15 protein-coding genes are annotated in these 16,036 nt (G+C 44.2%); 3 read left to right on the top strand and 12 right to left on the bottom strand.

Translation table 11 applies throughout. The annotated features are described in order from the left end of the window. Positions 1 to 76: 76 nt before the first annotated feature. From QFZ73_RS18715 to dnaE, 8 genes are all read right to left on the bottom strand, one after another. A complete protein-coding gene (locus tag QFZ73_RS18715) occupies positions 77 to 469 on the bottom strand; it encodes an FxsA family protein (protein WP_034309123.1) in 393 nt (130 codons plus the stop codon). An 81-nt stretch (positions 470 to 550) separates the two neighbouring features. Continuing rightward, positions 551 to 2,311 carry a pyruvate kinase gene (gene pyk, locus QFZ73_RS18710; protein WP_307269287.1) on the bottom strand — a complete coding sequence of 587 codons (1,761 nt, stop codon included), beginning with the start codon at positions 2,309 to 2,311 and terminating at the stop codon, positions 551 to 553. A gap of 123 nt (positions 2,312 to 2,434) precedes the next feature. Continuing rightward, positions 2,435 to 3,394: a 6-phosphofructokinase gene (gene pfkA, locus QFZ73_RS18705; protein WP_251429246.1), complete on the bottom strand. Its 960-nt coding sequence runs from the start codon at positions 3,392 to 3,394 to the stop codon at positions 2,435 to 2,437. 278 nt (positions 3,395 to 3,672) lie between these two features. After that, on the bottom strand, positions 3,673 to 4,671 hold the full coding sequence (gene accA / locus QFZ73_RS18700) for an acetyl-CoA carboxylase carboxyl transferase subunit alpha (RefSeq protein ID WP_251429249.1): 999 nt from the start codon (positions 4,669 to 4,671) through the stop codon (positions 3,673 to 3,675). Beyond that, positions 4,668 to 5,531 (bottom strand): acetyl-CoA carboxylase, carboxyltransferase subunit beta, encoded by an 864-nt coding sequence (accD, locus tag QFZ73_RS18695; protein ID WP_251429252.1) that lies wholly within the window; start codon positions 5,529 to 5,531, stop codon positions 4,668 to 4,670. Before accD ends, accA begins: the two co-directional genes overlap by 4 nt. Before the next feature lie 90 nt (positions 5,532 to 5,621). Further along, positions 5,622 to 6,251 carry a FadR/GntR family transcriptional regulator gene (locus QFZ73_RS18690; RefSeq protein ID WP_094246639.1) on the bottom strand — a complete coding sequence of 210 codons (630 nt, stop codon included), beginning with the start codon at positions 6,249 to 6,251 and terminating at the stop codon, positions 5,622 to 5,624. 5 nt (positions 6,252 to 6,256) lie between these two features. Continuing rightward, complete coding sequence (gene ystJ, locus QFZ73_RS18685; RefSeq protein WP_251429255.1) at positions 6,257 to 7,498, bottom strand: NADP-dependent malic enzyme; 1,242 nt, start codon at positions 7,496 to 7,498, stop codon at positions 6,257 to 6,259. Between the two features lie 112 nt (positions 7,499 to 7,610). Then, positions 7,611 to 10,970, bottom strand: a complete 3,360-nt coding sequence (dnaE, locus tag QFZ73_RS18680; protein WP_307269281.1) for a DNA polymerase III subunit alpha — start codon at positions 10,968 to 10,970, stop codon at positions 7,611 to 7,613. A 182-nt stretch (positions 10,971 to 11,152) separates the two neighbouring features. Here dnaE and ytrH point away from each other — a divergent pair, with 182 nt between their 5' ends. Further along, a complete protein-coding gene (gene ytrH, locus QFZ73_RS18675) occupies positions 11,153 to 11,488 on the top strand; it encodes a sporulation membrane protein YtrH (RefSeq protein WP_076364742.1) in 336 nt (111 codons plus the stop codon). Next, on the top strand, positions 11,485 to 11,988 hold the full coding sequence (ytrI, locus tag QFZ73_RS18670) for a sporulation membrane protein YtrI (RefSeq protein ID WP_307269276.1): 504 nt from the start codon (positions 11,485 to 11,487) through the stop codon (positions 11,986 to 11,988). The genes ytrH and ytrI overlap by 4 nt, the downstream gene beginning before the upstream one ends. 73 nt (positions 11,989 to 12,061) lie before the next feature. Here the strand turns inward: ytrI and QFZ73_RS18665 are convergent, their stop codons facing one another. Beyond that, positions 12,062 to 13,000 (bottom strand): DHH family phosphoesterase, encoded by a 939-nt coding sequence (locus tag QFZ73_RS18665; RefSeq protein ID WP_307269274.1) that lies wholly within the window; start codon positions 12,998 to 13,000, stop codon positions 12,062 to 12,064. A gap of 169 nt (positions 13,001 to 13,169) precedes the next feature. Between QFZ73_RS18665 and QFZ73_RS18660 the strand changes: the two genes are divergently transcribed. After that, positions 13,170 to 13,472, top strand: coding sequence for a YtpI family protein (locus QFZ73_RS18660; RefSeq protein ID WP_034309143.1), 303 nt, complete (start codon positions 13,170 to 13,172; stop codon positions 13,470 to 13,472). A gap of 27 nt (positions 13,473 to 13,499) precedes the next feature. Here QFZ73_RS18660 and QFZ73_RS18655 read toward each other — a convergent pair whose 3' ends face one another. The 3 genes from QFZ73_RS18655 to QFZ73_RS18645 all read right to left on the bottom strand — a co-directional run bounded on the left by QFZ73_RS18655 (position 13,500) and on the right by QFZ73_RS18645 (position 15,983). Further along, positions 13,500 to 14,819, bottom strand: coding sequence for a DRTGG domain-containing protein (locus QFZ73_RS18655; RefSeq protein ID WP_137018167.1), 1,320 nt, complete (start codon positions 14,817 to 14,819; stop codon positions 13,500 to 13,502). Positions 14,820 to 14,890: 71 nt separating this feature from the next. Continuing rightward, complete coding sequence (locus QFZ73_RS18650; RefSeq protein WP_133349657.1) at positions 14,891 to 15,115, bottom strand: hypothetical protein; 225 nt, start codon at positions 15,113 to 15,115, stop codon at positions 14,891 to 14,893. Between the two features lie 187 nt (positions 15,116 to 15,302). Continuing rightward, complete coding sequence (locus QFZ73_RS18645) at positions 15,303 to 15,983, bottom strand: metal-dependent hydrolase (protein ID WP_307269269.1); 681 nt, start codon at positions 15,981 to 15,983, stop codon at positions 15,303 to 15,305. Positions 15,984 to 16,036: the final 53 nt, after the last annotated feature.

Here is a 16,036-nt window from a genome sequence, read left to right as displayed (position 1 = left end):
ACTTGGATGCTTTTGTTGACCTTTTTCCAGACCAAAAAGGCTGCCTAAAAGCTTATGCCTTTAGGACAGCCTTATATTATTTATGCCGAATGATGGTTACTTTCCCTTTATTCATCCTGTTCATGATAAACCGGATAACAATCGGTTTGAGGAGATTCCGGGTTGGCGGAAACACAAGGATCAATCCCATGATATCCGAGATGAGCCCAGGGGACAGCAACAGTGCGGCTCCGATAAAGATACAGATTCCATCAATGATTTCATTTCCTGGCATCATTCCGTAACGAATCTGTTCCTGTGCCTTTTTCCATGTTTCCATCCCTTGCCGTTTAGCCAAATAGGCTCCGATCAAACCTGTGGCCACAATCAGGAACAGAGTTGGCCAAAAACCAATCAGATTACCTGACAGCAAAAGGACAATAATTTCAACGACCGGCATCGCAATGATAAACATTAAAAAATATTTCATCTACATTCCTCCTGCACAGCCCATTTCTGGTGCGGTACATCCATCTTACCTCATTGGCACGGAATCAGCCAAAATTTCGTTTTACAAAACGTTGGCATGTCCATCATAAATGACTCCACGACCTGCATCGACTGTTATCCTTTGACCATCCTTGAAAACCTTGGTCGCGTCCTCCGCCCCAACGATGACCGGTATGCCCAATGTGACTCCTACAACAGCTGCATGGCTTGTCAAACCGCCTTCTTCCGTAATCAATGCCGCACACTTTTCAATCGCCGGCATCATTTCGCGGTCCGAACCGATCGTTACCAATACAGAGCCTTCCGTCACTTTTTCCAAAGCTTCCCTGGCATTCTTAGCTATAACCACTTCACCTTTCGCTGATTTCCTGCCGATTCCTTGAGCCTTCAAAAGAACCTCTCCTAACACATGAATTTTCATCAAGTTAGTCGTACCTGTTTCACCTACAGGCACACCGGCTGTAATGACGACTAAATCCCCATGGGAAACTAAGCCAGAATGCAAGCTTTCATCTATAGCGGTTTGAAGCATTTCATCGGTAGTCGTCGCTTTTGGGCCAATCTGCGGATAGACCCCCCAAGCCAATGCAAGCCGTCTTGAAACATGATCATTGGATGTAACCGCAATGATCGGTGCTTTAGGGCGGTATTTGGAAATCATCCTTGCCGTATGACCGCTTTCTGTAGGGGTGATGATTGCCCCGGCACTAAGATTAAGCGCAGTGTGGGCAACGGATTGACCAATAGCATCAGTGACATTATGACGGTTCACTTTGCTTCTGACTGATAATATATCCCGATAATCAAGGGCAGTTTCAGCACGTGAAGCAATGTTATGCATCGTTTGCACCGCTTCGACAGGATAGGTTCCAGCAGCTGTTTCGCCAGAAAGCATGATTGCATCCGTTCCATCAAATATGGCATTGGCCACGTCACTTGCTTCTGCGCGGGTCGGCCTTGGGTTACGTTGCATCGAATCGAGCATTTGTGTAGCCGTTATGACTGGTTTCCCAGCATTATTACATTTTTTGATCATTTGTTTTTGGACTAATGGCACTTCTTCTGCAGGAATCTCCACTCCCAAGTCTCCACGTGCTACCATCAATCCATCTGAAACTTCCAAGATTTCATCAAGACGGTCTACGCCTTCTTGATTCTCGATTTTAGGGATGATTTGAATATGTTCCGCTCCATTTTGCTGCAATAGTTCACTTACTTCAAGCACGTCGGAAGCCCTGCGTACAAATGAGGCAGCAATGAAGTCGATACCCTGTTCGATTCCAAAAAGGATATCCTGTTCATCTTTCTCCGTTATGCCAGGCAGGTTAACCGAAACTCCAGGAACATTCACGCCTTTTTTGTTCTTGAGTGTACCGCTATTCAATATCTTGGTATGGATTTCTTTTCTTACCTTATCTATCTTCAACACTTCAAGCCCGATCAATCCATCATCCAAAAGGATTTTAGATCCTGGGTGGACATCATGCAGAAGCCCTTCATAGGTAATGGAGAATTTTTCAGGTGTTCCCAGGACTTCATTCATGGAAATAATGACTTCATTGCCAGCTACAAGCTCAATGGAATCATTTTCCATATTATTTGTCCGTATTTCAGGCCCTTTCGTATCTAACAGGATGGCAACCTGTTTACCCGCTTTTTCGCTCGCTTCTCTGATATTGCGGATTCTAGCGGCATGTTCATCATGATTTCCGTGAGAAAAGTTAAGCCGTGCTACATTCATCCCCGCTTCTATTAATTGAACCAGCTTTTCTATACTTTCACTTGCAGGGCCAATCGTACAAACAATCTTGGTTTTACGCATGTGTCATCCTCCTTTAAGGAAAACTCCCCGCCTGTCCACCTTTTGAAGACAGGGAGGAAGTGTTTTATGTCTTCTTTTAAATACCCAATTCTTTAAAAAGCATTTCCTCTCGGTCATTAATGATTAAATGGATAGCTCAGCGGATAAATCATACATCTTCTTATCAATTGTATGCGGTTTAGCAAGAGCTTCGATAATATCATAATCAACAAGTTGATTTTGTTCTATCCCGACAGCCCTGCCTCCTTTTCCTTCAAGAAGCAATTCAACGGCTCTTGCTCCAAGCCGGCTTGCCAATACCCTGTCATTTGCCGAGGGAGATCCTCCGCGCTGAACATGGCCCAAGACCGTTACACGGGTTTCAAATCCTGCTTTCGCCTCAATTTTCCTGGAAATATCAACGGCACTTCCAACACCTTCAGCTACAATGATGATACTGTGCTTTTTCCCACGGTCATGTCCGCGGTTAAGCTTCCCAATCAGTTCTTCTATATCATATTCATATTCAGGACAAAGAATCGTTTCAGCTCCGCCAGCCAATCCAGCCCAAAGCGCAATATCGCCGGCATCTCTTCCCATCACTTCAACCACATAAGTCCTTTCATGAGAAGTGGCCGTATCCCGAATTTTATCGATAGCATCGATGACTGTATTCAGGGCCGTATCGAAACCAATGGTAAAGTCCGTACCCGGTATATCATTATCAATCGTTCCAGGAACCCCGATACAAGGGAAACCCCTTTCCGTTAAAGCTCTCGCTCCGCGGTAAGAACCATCGCCACCAATAATGACAATGCCCTCGATACCAAGTTTATTCAATTGTTCAATCGCTTTCAGCTGGCCTTCCTCCGTCTTAAATTCCGGACAGCGAGCCGTATGTAACATCGTGCCGCCTCTATGAATGATATCCCCGACCGACCCAAGTTCAAGCTTCTTTATATTTCCATTTATCAGACCCTGATAGCCATGATAAATTCCGAAAACTTCCATTTCATGAAAAATTGCTTTCCGGACAACTGCTCGGACTGCCGCATTCATGCCTGGAGAATCTCCTCCACTCGTCAATACACCTATTCTTTTCATAAATGTCACCTCTCTACAGCACTAATCAATTTTTAGCTTCGTTATATCATTGTACCCTTTTTCAAGCTTCAATAAGCAGTAACTGTTTCACTTATGCACACTTGATGTTATAAGCCTAACCGATTATCTTCAGAAATTGAAGTAATATGATGTAAAAGTTTACATTCTACACACAAACCATATTCTTTACTCGTTTCGATAATGAATACATATGCACCCTGAAAGGATGAAAAAACGTGTTGCCCCAGGCAGCACGTTTTTCCTTTTGCAAAATGTGTTTATGAATGCTGTTCCACTTCCTTAGGTTCGCCCTCAGGTTGTTTTGCAAATTCATATTCACCGATTTTCTTGAATTTCATATAACGCTGGTTGATAAGATCTTCACTATTCAATGGCAGAAGTTCATTGAATGAACGTTTCAGGATTTCCTTGATGGCTTCAGCCTGTAAATTTGAATCCCGATGGGCGCCGCCCCTCACTTCAGGAATGATCTCATCGATTACTCCTAAGCGGTTTAAGTCGGGAGCCGTGATTTTCATCGATTCCGCAGCCCTCTTAGCCTGAGAAGCATCCTTCCAAAGCAAGGCTGCAGCCCCCTCAGGGGAAATTACCGAATATGTTGAGTTCTCAAGCATGAAAATTCGGTCTCCGACGCCAAGTGCCAATGCACCGCCGCTTCCGCCTTCACCGATGACAATACTGATGACCGGCACCTTCAGCCCTGCCATTTCGAAAAGGTTTTTCGCAATGGCTTCACTTTGCCCGCGCTCTTCAGCAGCTTTACCAGGGAAAGCTCCCTTCGTATCAATGAAACAAATAATCGGCCGGTTGAATTTTTCCGCCTGTTTCATCAGACGCAAAGCTTTTCGATAGCCTTCAGGATGGGGCATGCCAAAGTTACGACGGATGTTTTCCTTCGTATCTTTACCTCGTTGATGACCGATGACAGTCACGGCAAGTCCATCAAATTCTGCGATTCCAGCGACAATCGCTTCATCATCCCCATAATAACGGTCACCATGAAACTCGATGAAGTCATTGAATAATAGCGGAATGTAATCAAGCGTCGTCGGACGGGCTGGATGCCGGGCAATCTGAACACGATCCCACGGTTTTAGATGGTTATAAATATCCACTTCCAGCTTCTCTAAACGCTTTTCCAATGTTTCGATTTCAGCTGTAAGGTCTACATCAGCATCCTTCGAAATTTCCTTTAGCTCTTTAATCTTATTTCTCAGGTCCGTAACGGGACGCTCGAACTCTAATTCATAAATCATAACCATTCACCGCCCGGGGCATGGATTTTAAGGATCGTCGTCAAGGTTTCCTTCATTTCCGTACGTTTGACGACCGCATCCAATTGGCCGTGCTTCATCAAGAATTCAGCGGTTTGGAAATCTTCAGGAAGCTCTTCATGGATCGTCTGTTCAATGATTCTTCGGCCCGCAAAACCAATAAGTGCTCCAGGTTCGGCTAGATTAATATCGCCAAGTGACGCGAAACTTGCCGAAACCCCACCTGTGGTAGGATGGGTCATCATTGAAATGATCAGTCCGCCTTCATTGCTGAACATCTTGAGTGCTGCACTTGTCTTTGCCATCTGCATCAAGCTTAAAACACCCTCCTGCATCCGAGCGCCGCCGGATGCCGTAAATATGATGAACGGAATCTTCAATTCAGCTGCACGTTCGATGGCACGGGTAATTTTTTCCCCTACAACGGATCCCATGCTTCCCATCCTGAAATTCGAATCCATGATGGCTGATGAAACTTGGTACCCATTGATGCTTCCCACTCCTGTGACAACAGCCTCATTAATCTTGGCTTTCTTTTTATCTTTTTCCAATTTATCCAAGTAATCCGGAAATTCAAGCGGGTTAACTGAAATCATTTCTTTATCAAATTCATTAAAACTGCCTGCATCGAATAAAAATTCGATGCGCTCATGGGAAGACATCGGATGATGGTGCCCGCAATGCAGACAGACTTTCTTGTTTTTCACCAATTCTTTTGTATACATGATTTTTTTACAGCCGGTGCACTTTGTCATGATTCCTTCTGGTACATCTTGTTTCTCCCGATCTAAAGGAACCGTTGCATATTTCTTCTTAGACTTCGCAAATAGCTCTTTAAGCAAGCTTAATCCTCCCTTTACCACCAATTATCTATTTTATGATACTTGGTACAAACTATATCAGAAATAAAATTAGTATCGTGTAAAAAGGTGTCACTCGTCCTTCGACATATTTCTAATTCTAATAAGATACGTTTCGATGGCTTTTTCTTCATCACGTTCGAGCAAATATGTAAGAAGTGCCAGATAATCTTCTTTTTTCACATTACCCTGTACCATCTCTGATGTTCTAGCATAGCTGTTGACAATGCGCCAAATTCTTTCCAGCAAACGATTGCGATTCAAAATGGCAATTCTTAAGAAGAAATCATCATCATGAAACTCATCCGCTTTGACCCAGGCCATTAATCTTTTGATATCCTCAGCCGTAGCGAAAAAGGCGACGATCCGCAAACAGTCTATTTCAATCAGCCTTTTCGTCTCAGACAAATCTTCTTGTACTTTTTTATCTTGCAAAAAAAAGGTTCCCAGAAGCTCGACTAGCTTATGCTCCTGGAAATCCCTGATAAACGTCCCTTCACCACGCCTTGTTTCTATTAATCCTAATAGCTCTAAGGCACGCAATGCTTCACGGACAGAGGAACGGCCAACATTAAAACGATCCGATAACTCCCGTTCTGATGGGATTTTATCTCCCGGCAGGAGGCTGTCCGCTTCAATCATGCTACGTAGGCTCTCAACGACATCGAGATAAATTTTGGATGAAGAAGTACGACCTGCCAAATTAATTATTCCTCACTTTTTCCAATGATCGCTAATTTCCTTGTTTTTTCTTTAATTTCCTCGGGATCCACATTAATTCTAGCCACTCCCGTTTCCATCGCTGCCTTGGCAACAGCAGCCGCAACGGCAGGTGCTACCCTCTCATCAAATGGAGCAGGGATAACGTAGTCTTCGTTTAACTCATGTTCCTGTATTAAACCGGCAATGGCTTGTACTGCAGCAACCTTCATTTTTTCATTGATATGAGTCGCACGTACATCTAAGGCCCCACGGAAAATCCCTGGGAAAGCAAGGACGTTATTGACCTGATTCGGGAAGTCCGAACGGCCTGTTCCAACAACCTTGGCACCCGCTGCTTTCGCATCTTCCGGCATGATTTCCGGATCTGGATTAGCCATCGCGAAAATGATCGCATCCCGATTCATCGAAGAAACCATTTCTTTTGTCAATGCACCTGCGGCAGAAACACCTATAAATACATCAGCGTTTTGAATGACAGTTTCCAAAGATCCTGAAACCTTATTTCGATTGGTCACTTTCGCCACTTGGTCTTTTGTATCATTCATACCTGTCGAACGGCCCTCATAAATGGCACCCTTCGTATCACACATGATAATGTCACGAACTCCATAGCTATAAAGCAATTTAATGATGGCAATGCCCGCAGCGCCTGCTCCATTCGCTACCACTTTAATTTCCGACATTGATTTATTCACAAGTCGTAACGCGTTTACAAGACCGGCAACAGTAACAATGGCTGTACCATGCTGATCATCATGAAAAACAGGGATATTCATTTCTTTCTTGAGACGTTCTTCAATTTCAAAACAATTTGGTGCGGCTATGTCCTCTAAGTTCACTCCACCGAAAGTCGGTTCGAGTAATTTAACGGTCTCTACAATTTTGTCCACATCCGTCGTTTTTAAACAGATTGGGAAAGCGTCCACTCCAGCGAAGCTTTTAAATAAAACGGCTTTTCCTTCCATAACCGGCATAGCAGCTTCCGGACCGATGTTTCCAAGTCCCAACACAGCCGTTCCATCAGAAATAACGGCAACCGTATTCCCCTTCATTGTATAGTCATAAACGGTTTCCGGCTTATCGTAAATATCTTTACACGGTTCTGCGACACCAGGAGAATAAGCCAGGCTTAAATCTACTGCATTCCTTACCGGTACTTTCGATACTGTTTCTAATTTCCCTTGATTCAAGCGGTGCATATGTAATGCTTCTTCTCTTAATGTCATAGTTTCACTCCTAAAACAAATTGGGTAAACCAAATCTTATATGCTGAAATCTAGTGGTCAGACCACAGCGGCCTGTTTTCAATATAACATAACTATTAAAGTTGTAAAACAGTTATTCTTTCTTGTAAACCACATTCCCTTTTCCGACCAAGTCAAATAGTGCCTGCATCAGACTATCTGTAGGATTGACCCAATCCCAATAAGATAGCTGTACATAGCGGTTTTCCCTCTCGTAAAAAAGCATGACCTTGGTTTCACCGCTATGCTGCATTAAAATTTTTTTTATTTTTTGCAATGTATCCTTCGTTTGCTTGCCAGCCTCAATTTTCAGGAATATCGTTCCGTTTTTCTCCTCTTTCATCTGCTTCACTTTTTCAAGCGGGTACACGTTCCTGATCAGGAGCTGTGTTTTTCCATCCCGCTCTTCCAATGTCCCTTGCAGCATAACGAGCTGTCCGTGATTCAAGTCGGCAGAGTGGTTTTTATAAACATTTGGAAAAACGACCGCTTCAATATCCCCCTCTTCATCACTAACGCTCAAGAAAGCCATCACATCGCCCTTTTTTGTCCTTATGGTTTTAACCGACGTAATGTATGCGCCAAGTAAGACTTTTGATTCCTTTTTATTGGTAGCCTCATCTATGGTCAAACAGCCGAAGTGCTGAAAAAGTTCTCTGTAGCTTGTCACCGGATGATTCGATAGATAAAGCCCCAATGCGCTTTTTTCCAATGAGAGTTTGTGCTCGATAGGGATAGGCTCGACCCGGTTGTACTTCGGTTTGAGTGAAAACTCGCCATCCGAAAACATATCGAATAGGTCATCATCCGGATTAACCAATTCCGTATGATTGATCGCTATGTCCAAGCTCGCCAACAATGTTGCCCGGTCTTCACCGAATTCATCAAATGCACCTGAATGCACAAGCGCCTCCAACACTTTTCTATTTACGATTTTTCCGGAAACGCGCAAACAGAAATCGAATAAATCAGCGAACTTCTTCTGCCGTCTCGCAGCAAAGATTTCTTTTAGGACCGTCCCGCCTATCCCTTTTATGGCTCCAAGGCTATATCGGATCCCTTCCTTTTCCGGTAAAAACGGGTAACCGCTCCGATTAATCGAGGGAGTCAGAACCATTATCCCTTTCTTTTTTGCTTCACGGATATATTGCGAAATCTTTTCATCATTCCCGACGACCGAGGTCAGGAGTGCTGCCATGAAATATTCCGGATGGTGGGTTTTCAAGTAACCCAGCTGATAAGCGATGAAACTATACGCCACCGCATGGCTCCGGTTGAACCCATAGTTAGCGAAGCGGACAATCAAGGAATAAATCTCATCTGCCGTTTTTTCGGAGTATCCTTGTTTCAATGAGCCGCTCACGAAATGCTGCCGCTCTTGATCCAGAACATCCTTCTTCTTCTTCGAAACGGCACGACGGAGCATGTCAGCCTCCCCTAATGAAAACCCGGCTAAGCGGGAGGCAATTTGCATGATTTGTTCTTGATAAACAATGACCCCGTATGTAGGCTCGAGGATATCCTTCAAATCCTCATGCAGGTAATCAATCGGAGCCAGTCCATGTTTTCGCTCGATGAACAGCGGTATATTTTCCATCGGACCTGGACGATATAGGGCATTGACCGCGACGATATCCTCGAATCGGTTCGGTTTCAGCTTGATCAAAACCTTTCGGATGCCGTCCGATTCAAATTGAAACACTCCGGTGGTTTCACCTCTCCCTAAAAGGGCTAGTGTCTCGGGGTCATCCATCGGGATATGGGACAAGTCCAGCTTTTTCCCCGTTCCCTTTTTGATGTTATTTAAAATATTATCGATGAGCGTTAAATTGCGGAGTCCAAGAAAATCCATTTTAAGAAGTCCCAGTTCTTCAAGAAGGTCCATTGGATATTGAGTCAGATGGATGCCGTCATGCCCTCCTTGAATGGGGATATGTTCTGTCAGTGCCTGGTCGCTGATGACGACTCCGGCAGCATGTGTCGAAGCATGGCGAGGCAGACCTTCAAGCAATAACGCGGTTTGAAAAAGTTTTTGGTTCAGGTCACTCTCATTGACGAATTCCCTGAGCTTTTTCGATTCCTTGAAAGCCTCGGGAAGCGTGATGCCCAGACGGCCTGGAATCATTTTCGATACCGCTTCCTGTTCCTTTGAGTTCAAGCCGAAAACACGTCCTGTGTCCCTTAACGCAGCCTTGGCAGCCAATGTTCCGAATGTAATGATTTGTGCTACATGAAGTTCCCCGTATTTCTTCGCGACATAGGCAATCACTTCTTCACGGCGGTTATCCGGAAAGTCAATGTCGATATCCGGCATCGAGACACGTTCCGGATTCAGGAAACGCTCGAACAGCAAAGAATGTTCGATTGGATCGACATCCGTTATCGACAGCACATAAGCGACCATCGATCCTGCGGCCGACCCCCTTCCAGGACCAGTAAGGATTTGATGGTCCTTAGCGAATTTCATGAAATCCCAAACGATTAAAAAGTAATCGCTGAATTTCATCTTGGTGATGATATCCAATTCATATCGCAGGCGCTCTTCATATTGAATGGATGGCTCCGGCAATCTTATCTTCAGCCCTTGGAAACAGATGGATTCGAGCATTTCCTCGGCTGTGACTCCATCTTCGGTAGGGTACTTAGGCAGCAGTGAACGATGAAATGGAATTTCCAGATTGCATTGCGCGTCAATATGTAGTGTATTTTCGAGTGCATCCGGTCTGTCATGGAATAGTTCAGCCATCTGAGCCCGGCTTTTCAAATAAAATTGATCGGATTCAAGAACCGTATGCGTCTCATCCGCCATCTTGTCGCCATTTCCAATCGCCAATAAGACTTCATGAGCGAGTGCATCGCTTTCGTTCAAATAATAGACCGGATTCGTCGCAACAATCTTTATCTCTAAATCTCTCGCCAACTGACTTATGGCCTCATTACCTTTTTCCTCATCCGCAATCGAAAGTCTCTGTATGGATACATAAAAGTTATCATGCCCAAAAATTTGCAGAAATCGCCCTGCTGCCTGTTTGGCTTCTTCAGGATTTTCTTCTCTCAATAGGGTTTCTATTTGCCCCTCCGCACCCGGTGTGATTGCAATCAAGCCCCGGGAATAGGCTTTAAGCCAATTCATTGGAATGCCTGACGGGGATTTAGTTTTTATTGCACTGCTTATTTTAAGCAGGTTTTGATATCCTTGTAGATTTTTTGCCAATAAAAGAAGTCCATGTGCCGATTCCCGTTCATCAAGGACATCCGCAAGTATGCCGACGATCGGCTTTATACCCTGTCTCTTGCATTCTTTATAAAAATAGACCGAACCGTACATAACATTTCGATCGGTTAAGGCAAGACTTTTACAGCCATCCGCTTTCGCTTTGGCCACAAGTTCAGTGATCTTCACCGTACTTGTCAGCAGGCTGTATCCGCTCTGAATATGGAGATGAGTATACACGTTTTTTCTCCCACCTTTGTAAGGCATGTTTCTTTTCATTATAGTGTTTATTTCAAAAAAAGAAAATATGTTCTCATTACCAATGCAATTTAACTTCCTGATTTCCGGCGACTATCATATTACCTCTGAACTTCCCATATAAATGGAATAGAAGGATATCAAGCAAAAAAGGATGATGATATATGAATGAAGCCTTTGTTCCAGCCTTTCTCAACAGCTTTTTCATATCGCTTGGCGTTTTGCTTGGCGGCTCGATAATCGGGGGCCTCGCCGCTTTTTTTACTGGACAAGCCCCGATGACGACTGTATTCCGGCTGTCGGACAGTCTTCGTATTTGGGCGATTGTCGCTGCGATCGGGGGTACTTTCGATATGGTCTATAATTTCGAACGCGGTATTTTCCACGGAGAAACGAAGGATATAGTCAAGCAGGTCCTATTGATTCTATCTGCACTTGGCGGAGCACAGACAGGAGCACTGATCATAAACTGGTTCACGCAGGAGCATATTTCATCATGAGGATTCCTCCCTATCACCGGTCTCCCACCTGGCAGCGTTTTTTTGCCGGAGCCGCAATTGGCGGTTTGATCAGCTGGGGGATTTTCTTTTATATGCATGGTGTCCAGCAGGAGAAGCAGATCCGCACCCTTCACGAACAAAGAGAAAAGATCAAGGATTTAAACGGGAAAATCGGAATTTGGGAGCAGGATTATAAAAAGTTGAACCAGAAAAACGAGGAGATCCTGACGATTCAGGAAGTGGAAGTAACCATTACGAATGAAAAATACAGTCTGGATCGGCTTAGTATTGCAGAAGCGGAGGATGTGATTGAAGACGACCTTTCCTCTCTTCTCGCCAAAGATGTCGCCAGTGTCTATGACGGAAAGGTGCTTTTGAAAAAATCCATAGAAAATAAGATCGTGAACATCAATAAAAAGCGCTATCAACTTGAAGTCGTTGAAATCATGTTTTATACGAAAATGAATATTGAAATCAAACTAAAAAGGACTACTTCTTAAATGTTGACTTAATGGGTGAACATCCACCAAATTTAAAGACCAAATCATATGCGATTTGGTCTTTAAATTTTTTTCATTCCGCTTTATTCAACTCTTCCATGTCGGCAAGGATATTATCCACTTCATCCCAAGAATGGATCGAAGCCCCTGCTGCAAGCGGGTGGCCTCCCCCGTTATATTTACGGGCAATCGTATTGATGATTGGTCCTTTAGAACGGAAACGGACTCTGATTTCTTTATCTTCTTCAATGAAAAAGACCCATGACTTAACATTTTTAATCGAACCGAGCGAGGAAACGAGCTGGGATGCCTCAGATGTAGAAGCATGGAATTTATCAAGTATATCTTTTGTGATGATCATTTTCCCCGTTCCATATGGAAGGATTTCAAAATGCTGCAGCACATAGCCATTCAACCGTACTATGCTTTCCTCGACGTCATACATCTCCTGATATAACTGCGGGCGGGAGAACGAATAGTGAATCAACTCACTGGCATAGGCAAATGTCTTTTCAGTCGTACTTTGGAATAGGAAACGACCTGTATCGCCAACAATGCCTGCATATAGAAGGCGAGCCGCTTCATCACTCATCTTCAGGCCCTGTTCTTTACCGAACTGGTAAAACTCATAAATCATTTCACTTGTGGAACTGGCGGATGTATCGACCCAACGCATATCCCCATATGGATCTTCATTAGGATGATGATCGATCTTAATCAGTTTATCCCCCGTCGTGTACCGTGCATCACAAATCCGGTCCGTATTTGCGGTATCACAAACGATGACCAAAGCACCTTGATATGTTTCATCCGAAATCACATCGAGCCTTCTTAAGTAATTCAATGACGGTTCTTCTTTCCCGACCGTAAAAATTCGCTTTTCGGGAAAAGATGCTTTCAGGATTTCCGCCAATCCCCCCTGTGAACCATAAGCATCCGGATCTGGACGGACATGACGATGGAGAATGATAGTATCATAACGCTTTATATCTGCTAATAATTCAGCTTTCATATAGATCTCCCCTTCACATATGTATCATCAAGCCTAATAAAGATGATATATTTCATTTAATCAAAAAATTGGGGAAATAGGAAGACTCATCTTGTTTACTGTGGCATTCTCTTTCATTTCCCGCTACAATAAAAAGGTACATATGTTAAAATTGGGGGAATTTCAAACGATGCCTATTCTTGTCACCTTGATCGTTCTTTCACTAGGGGTCTATCTGTTTTATAAAATCAAATCGGTCCGAACCAGGATGCCGATGGAGAAAAAGTGGATTTCAGGGAAGTCTTCCATTGCCCTTGGTGCGTTTGTCGCACTATTCGGAATCAATCAGCTTTTTCTATTCCACACGACCATCACTTATATCATTGCTGCCGTTTTCATCTTCGTTGGCCTATTCAGTATTTGGGGCGGCTATAAAATGTATAAATTTTACCTGCCGCATGCAATCGAAGAAGCTGCAAATCAAAAAGGATAATCGAATTCCGATTATCCTTCTTATTTTTCATGATCGGTCCAGCAATTGGCAAGTCAACATCGCCTTGCCGACCAGTTTTCCTTGGTTAAACACCTCGACATCCACTTTTCCGAATTTACGTCCTACATCAAGGACACGCGGATGGATTTCAAGCGTACTGTCGATCTGGACTGGTTTGATGAAGTAGATGGTCATGTTTTCCACGACCAAGTCACCGCGCTTATAGCTTCGAAGTGCACGGTTGGCCGAGTCGGTGACCAATGTCGTGAACACACCGCTTGAGATGGTCCCAAGGTAATTGGTCATCTGCGGAGTGACGCCATAGTTATACACTTCCTCGCCCTTGCCACGATTCGAAGTCATCACTAGCTGGCTGGTGATCGTATCGTCGATCGTTTCGCCGACCTGAGGCTGCCTTTGACTCATTTGCAGTGCCTTCAGCACATCCTGCCTGCTCACGATACCCTTTAGGATATGACTGTCATTAACGACCGGGATTAACTCAATTCCTTCCCAAACCATCATATGTGCAGAAGATGCCACACTCATTTTATCGCCTACGGTCATCGGGTTTTTCGTCATCACCTTATCAATGAGCGTCAGCTCTTCCTGTCCGATGATATCTTTTGATGTGACCATTCCTTGAACCTTCATATTGTCATCGACAACAGGGAAACGGCTATGCCCGGATTCCTGATTCAGTTCATGCCAAGTCTGAACCCGGTCACCCACTGTTAAAAAGGTCGTTTCCTGTACGGGTGTCAAAATATCCTCCACCAGCAAGATTTCCTTTTTGATCAATTGGTCATAGATCGCCCGATTGATCATCGTTGCGACGGTAAACGTATCGTAACTCGTTGAGATGACTGGCATCTCCAATTCATCGGCTAACCTTTTAACAGGCTCTTCCGTATCGAATCCCCCGGTGATCAGCACCGCTGCACCCGCTTTTAACGCGTGCTCGTGGGCCTGTGTACGGTTCCCGACGATCAGCAGGTTTCCTGCACCTGTATATCTCATCATGGCATCCAGCTTCATTGCCCCGATGACGAATTTATTTAATGTCTTATGAAGTCCCGTTTTCCCACCAAGAACTTGTCCGTCAACAATATTGACTACCTCTGCGAAAGTGAGCTTTTCAATATTCTCTTTTTTCTTTTTCTCAATACGGATCGTGCCTACCCGCTCAATAGAGCTCACGTAGCCCTGGTTCTCCGCCTCTTTAATTGCCCGGTATGCCGTACCTTCACTAACATTCAATGCTTTCGCAATTTGACGGACGGAAATCTTTTCGCCAACAGGGAGCCCATCGATATGTTTTAATATTTGTTCATGCTTTGTAGCCAAGCGCTTCACCCTTTTCACGGTATTCCTATTCTTCATTATAAGGTCAAAGAGCCTAGTTTATCAAACAACTACTAGTATTGGCGCAACCTTTTGTATTCCAGCTGGCGTTTTACCTTTTGTTTCTTAGGAGAATATAGTATGCCCGTCAAGTTTCCAGCTACCGCCAACAATGCAAACAACAGCCAGGATCCAGCAAACAGACTCTCCAGACCGCCACTTTCCAACGACAAACGCGGCACGGCATAATACAGCATCACACCGCATAAAAGCAAACACAGCAATAATCTCTGTTTCATCCAATCCCCCCTTTTTTCATCTATTCATTTTATGCCTGTGAAAGGAAAAAAGACTTGGCTGCTGAACGAGACTTTACTTTCCTATCGCTGGAATTCTCTGCGTAAAAGGCAAATGCCAAAGGGAAATCCGTCATTTCGGTCGGCTATCCACATAAAAAACGGAAGCCTCTGCAGGCTCCCGCTCTTATTAAAATTCTATTTCATCCCCGGCTTCCATGATCAGCCCATTTCCCTCTTCAAGCAAGTCGATGAATTTGCCAGGATCCTGTTTGATGACAGGGAAAGTATTGTAATGAATCGGCACGACTTGTTTGGCTTGAAGGAATTTCGCTGCAAGTGCTGCATCTTCCGGGCCCATGGTGTAATTGTCGCCGATTGGCAAGAATGCCAAGTCAATCGGATGTCGCTCCCCGATCAGTTTCATATCGGAAAATACCGCTGTATCCCCTGCATGATAGATCGTTTTCCCTTCTATCGTAAGCAATATGCCAGCAGGCATTCCCAGATAAATGATTTGCCCCTCCCCGTTATTGAATCCCGTTCCATGGAAAGCTGGCGTCAGTTTCACTTTTCCAAAGTCGAACTCGAAAGCTCCGCCGATGCTCATCCCGTGGGTCCTAACCCCTTGAGCACCCAGGTAGTCGGCAATCTCTGCAATGCCGATGACAAGTGCATCATGCCTTTTGGCCAATTCGACCGTATCACCGACGTGGTCATTATGGCCATGTGTTAAGATGATCACATCCGGTTTCACATCTTCTACCTTCAAATCGGTCAATTCGTTTCCAGTAATGAATGGATCGATTAAAATCGTTTTACCATTCGTTTCGACTTTTACAACTGCATGTCCATGAAAAGATACTTTCATTTTTGATGCTCCCTTCCCAAACCCACTAATTTTTTTATGTAGCTTTCTTAGGC

Source organism: Peribacillus sp. V2I11, assembly GCF_030817135.1.
GTDB classification, from domain to species: domain Bacteria; phylum Bacillota; class Bacilli; order Bacillales; family DSM-1321; genus Peribacillus; species Peribacillus simplex.
The sequence above is the reverse complement of the archived record's forward strand: the minus strand, read 5'-3'. Positions and strand labels throughout refer to the sequence as shown.

Excerpts from the sequence above, each read along its gene's own strand:
- QFZ73_RS18715 (WP_034309123.1), bottom strand. The coding sequence starts at position 469 with ATGAAATATTTTTTAATGTTTATCATTGCGATGCCGGTCGTTGAAATT.
- pyk (WP_307269287.1), bottom strand. The coding sequence starts at position 2,311 with ATGCGTAAAACCAAGATTGTTTGTACGATTGGCCCTGCAAGTGAAAGT.
- pfkA (WP_251429246.1), bottom strand. The coding sequence starts at position 3,394 with ATGAAAAGAATAGGTGTATTGACGAGTGGAGGAGATTCTCCAGGCATG.
- accA (WP_251429249.1), bottom strand. The coding sequence starts at position 4,671 with ATGATTTATGAATTAGAGTTCGAGCGTCCCGTTACGGACCTGAGAAAT.
- ystJ (WP_251429255.1), bottom strand. The coding sequence starts at position 7,498 with ATGACATTAAGAGAAGAAGCATTACATATGCACCGCTTGAATCAAGGG.
- ytrH (WP_076364742.1), top strand. The coding sequence starts at position 11,153 with ATGAATGAAGCCTTTGTTCCAGCCTTTCTCAACAGCTTTTTCATATCG.
- ytrI (WP_307269276.1), top strand. The coding sequence starts at position 11,485 with ATGAGGATTCCTCCCTATCACCGGTCTCCCACCTGGCAGCGTTTTTTT.
- QFZ73_RS18665 (WP_307269274.1), bottom strand. The coding sequence starts at position 13,000 with ATGAAAGCTGAATTATTAGCAGATATAAAGCGTTATGATACTATCATT.
- QFZ73_RS18660 (WP_034309143.1), top strand. The coding sequence starts at position 13,170 with ATGCCTATTCTTGTCACCTTGATCGTTCTTTCACTAGGGGTCTATCTG.
- QFZ73_RS18650 (WP_133349657.1), bottom strand. The coding sequence starts at position 15,115 with ATGAAACAGAGATTATTGCTGTGTTTGCTTTTATGCGGTGTGATGCTG.
- QFZ73_RS18645 (WP_307269269.1), bottom strand. The coding sequence starts at position 15,983 with ATGAAAGTATCTTTTCATGGACATGCAGTTGTAAAAGTCGAAACGAAT.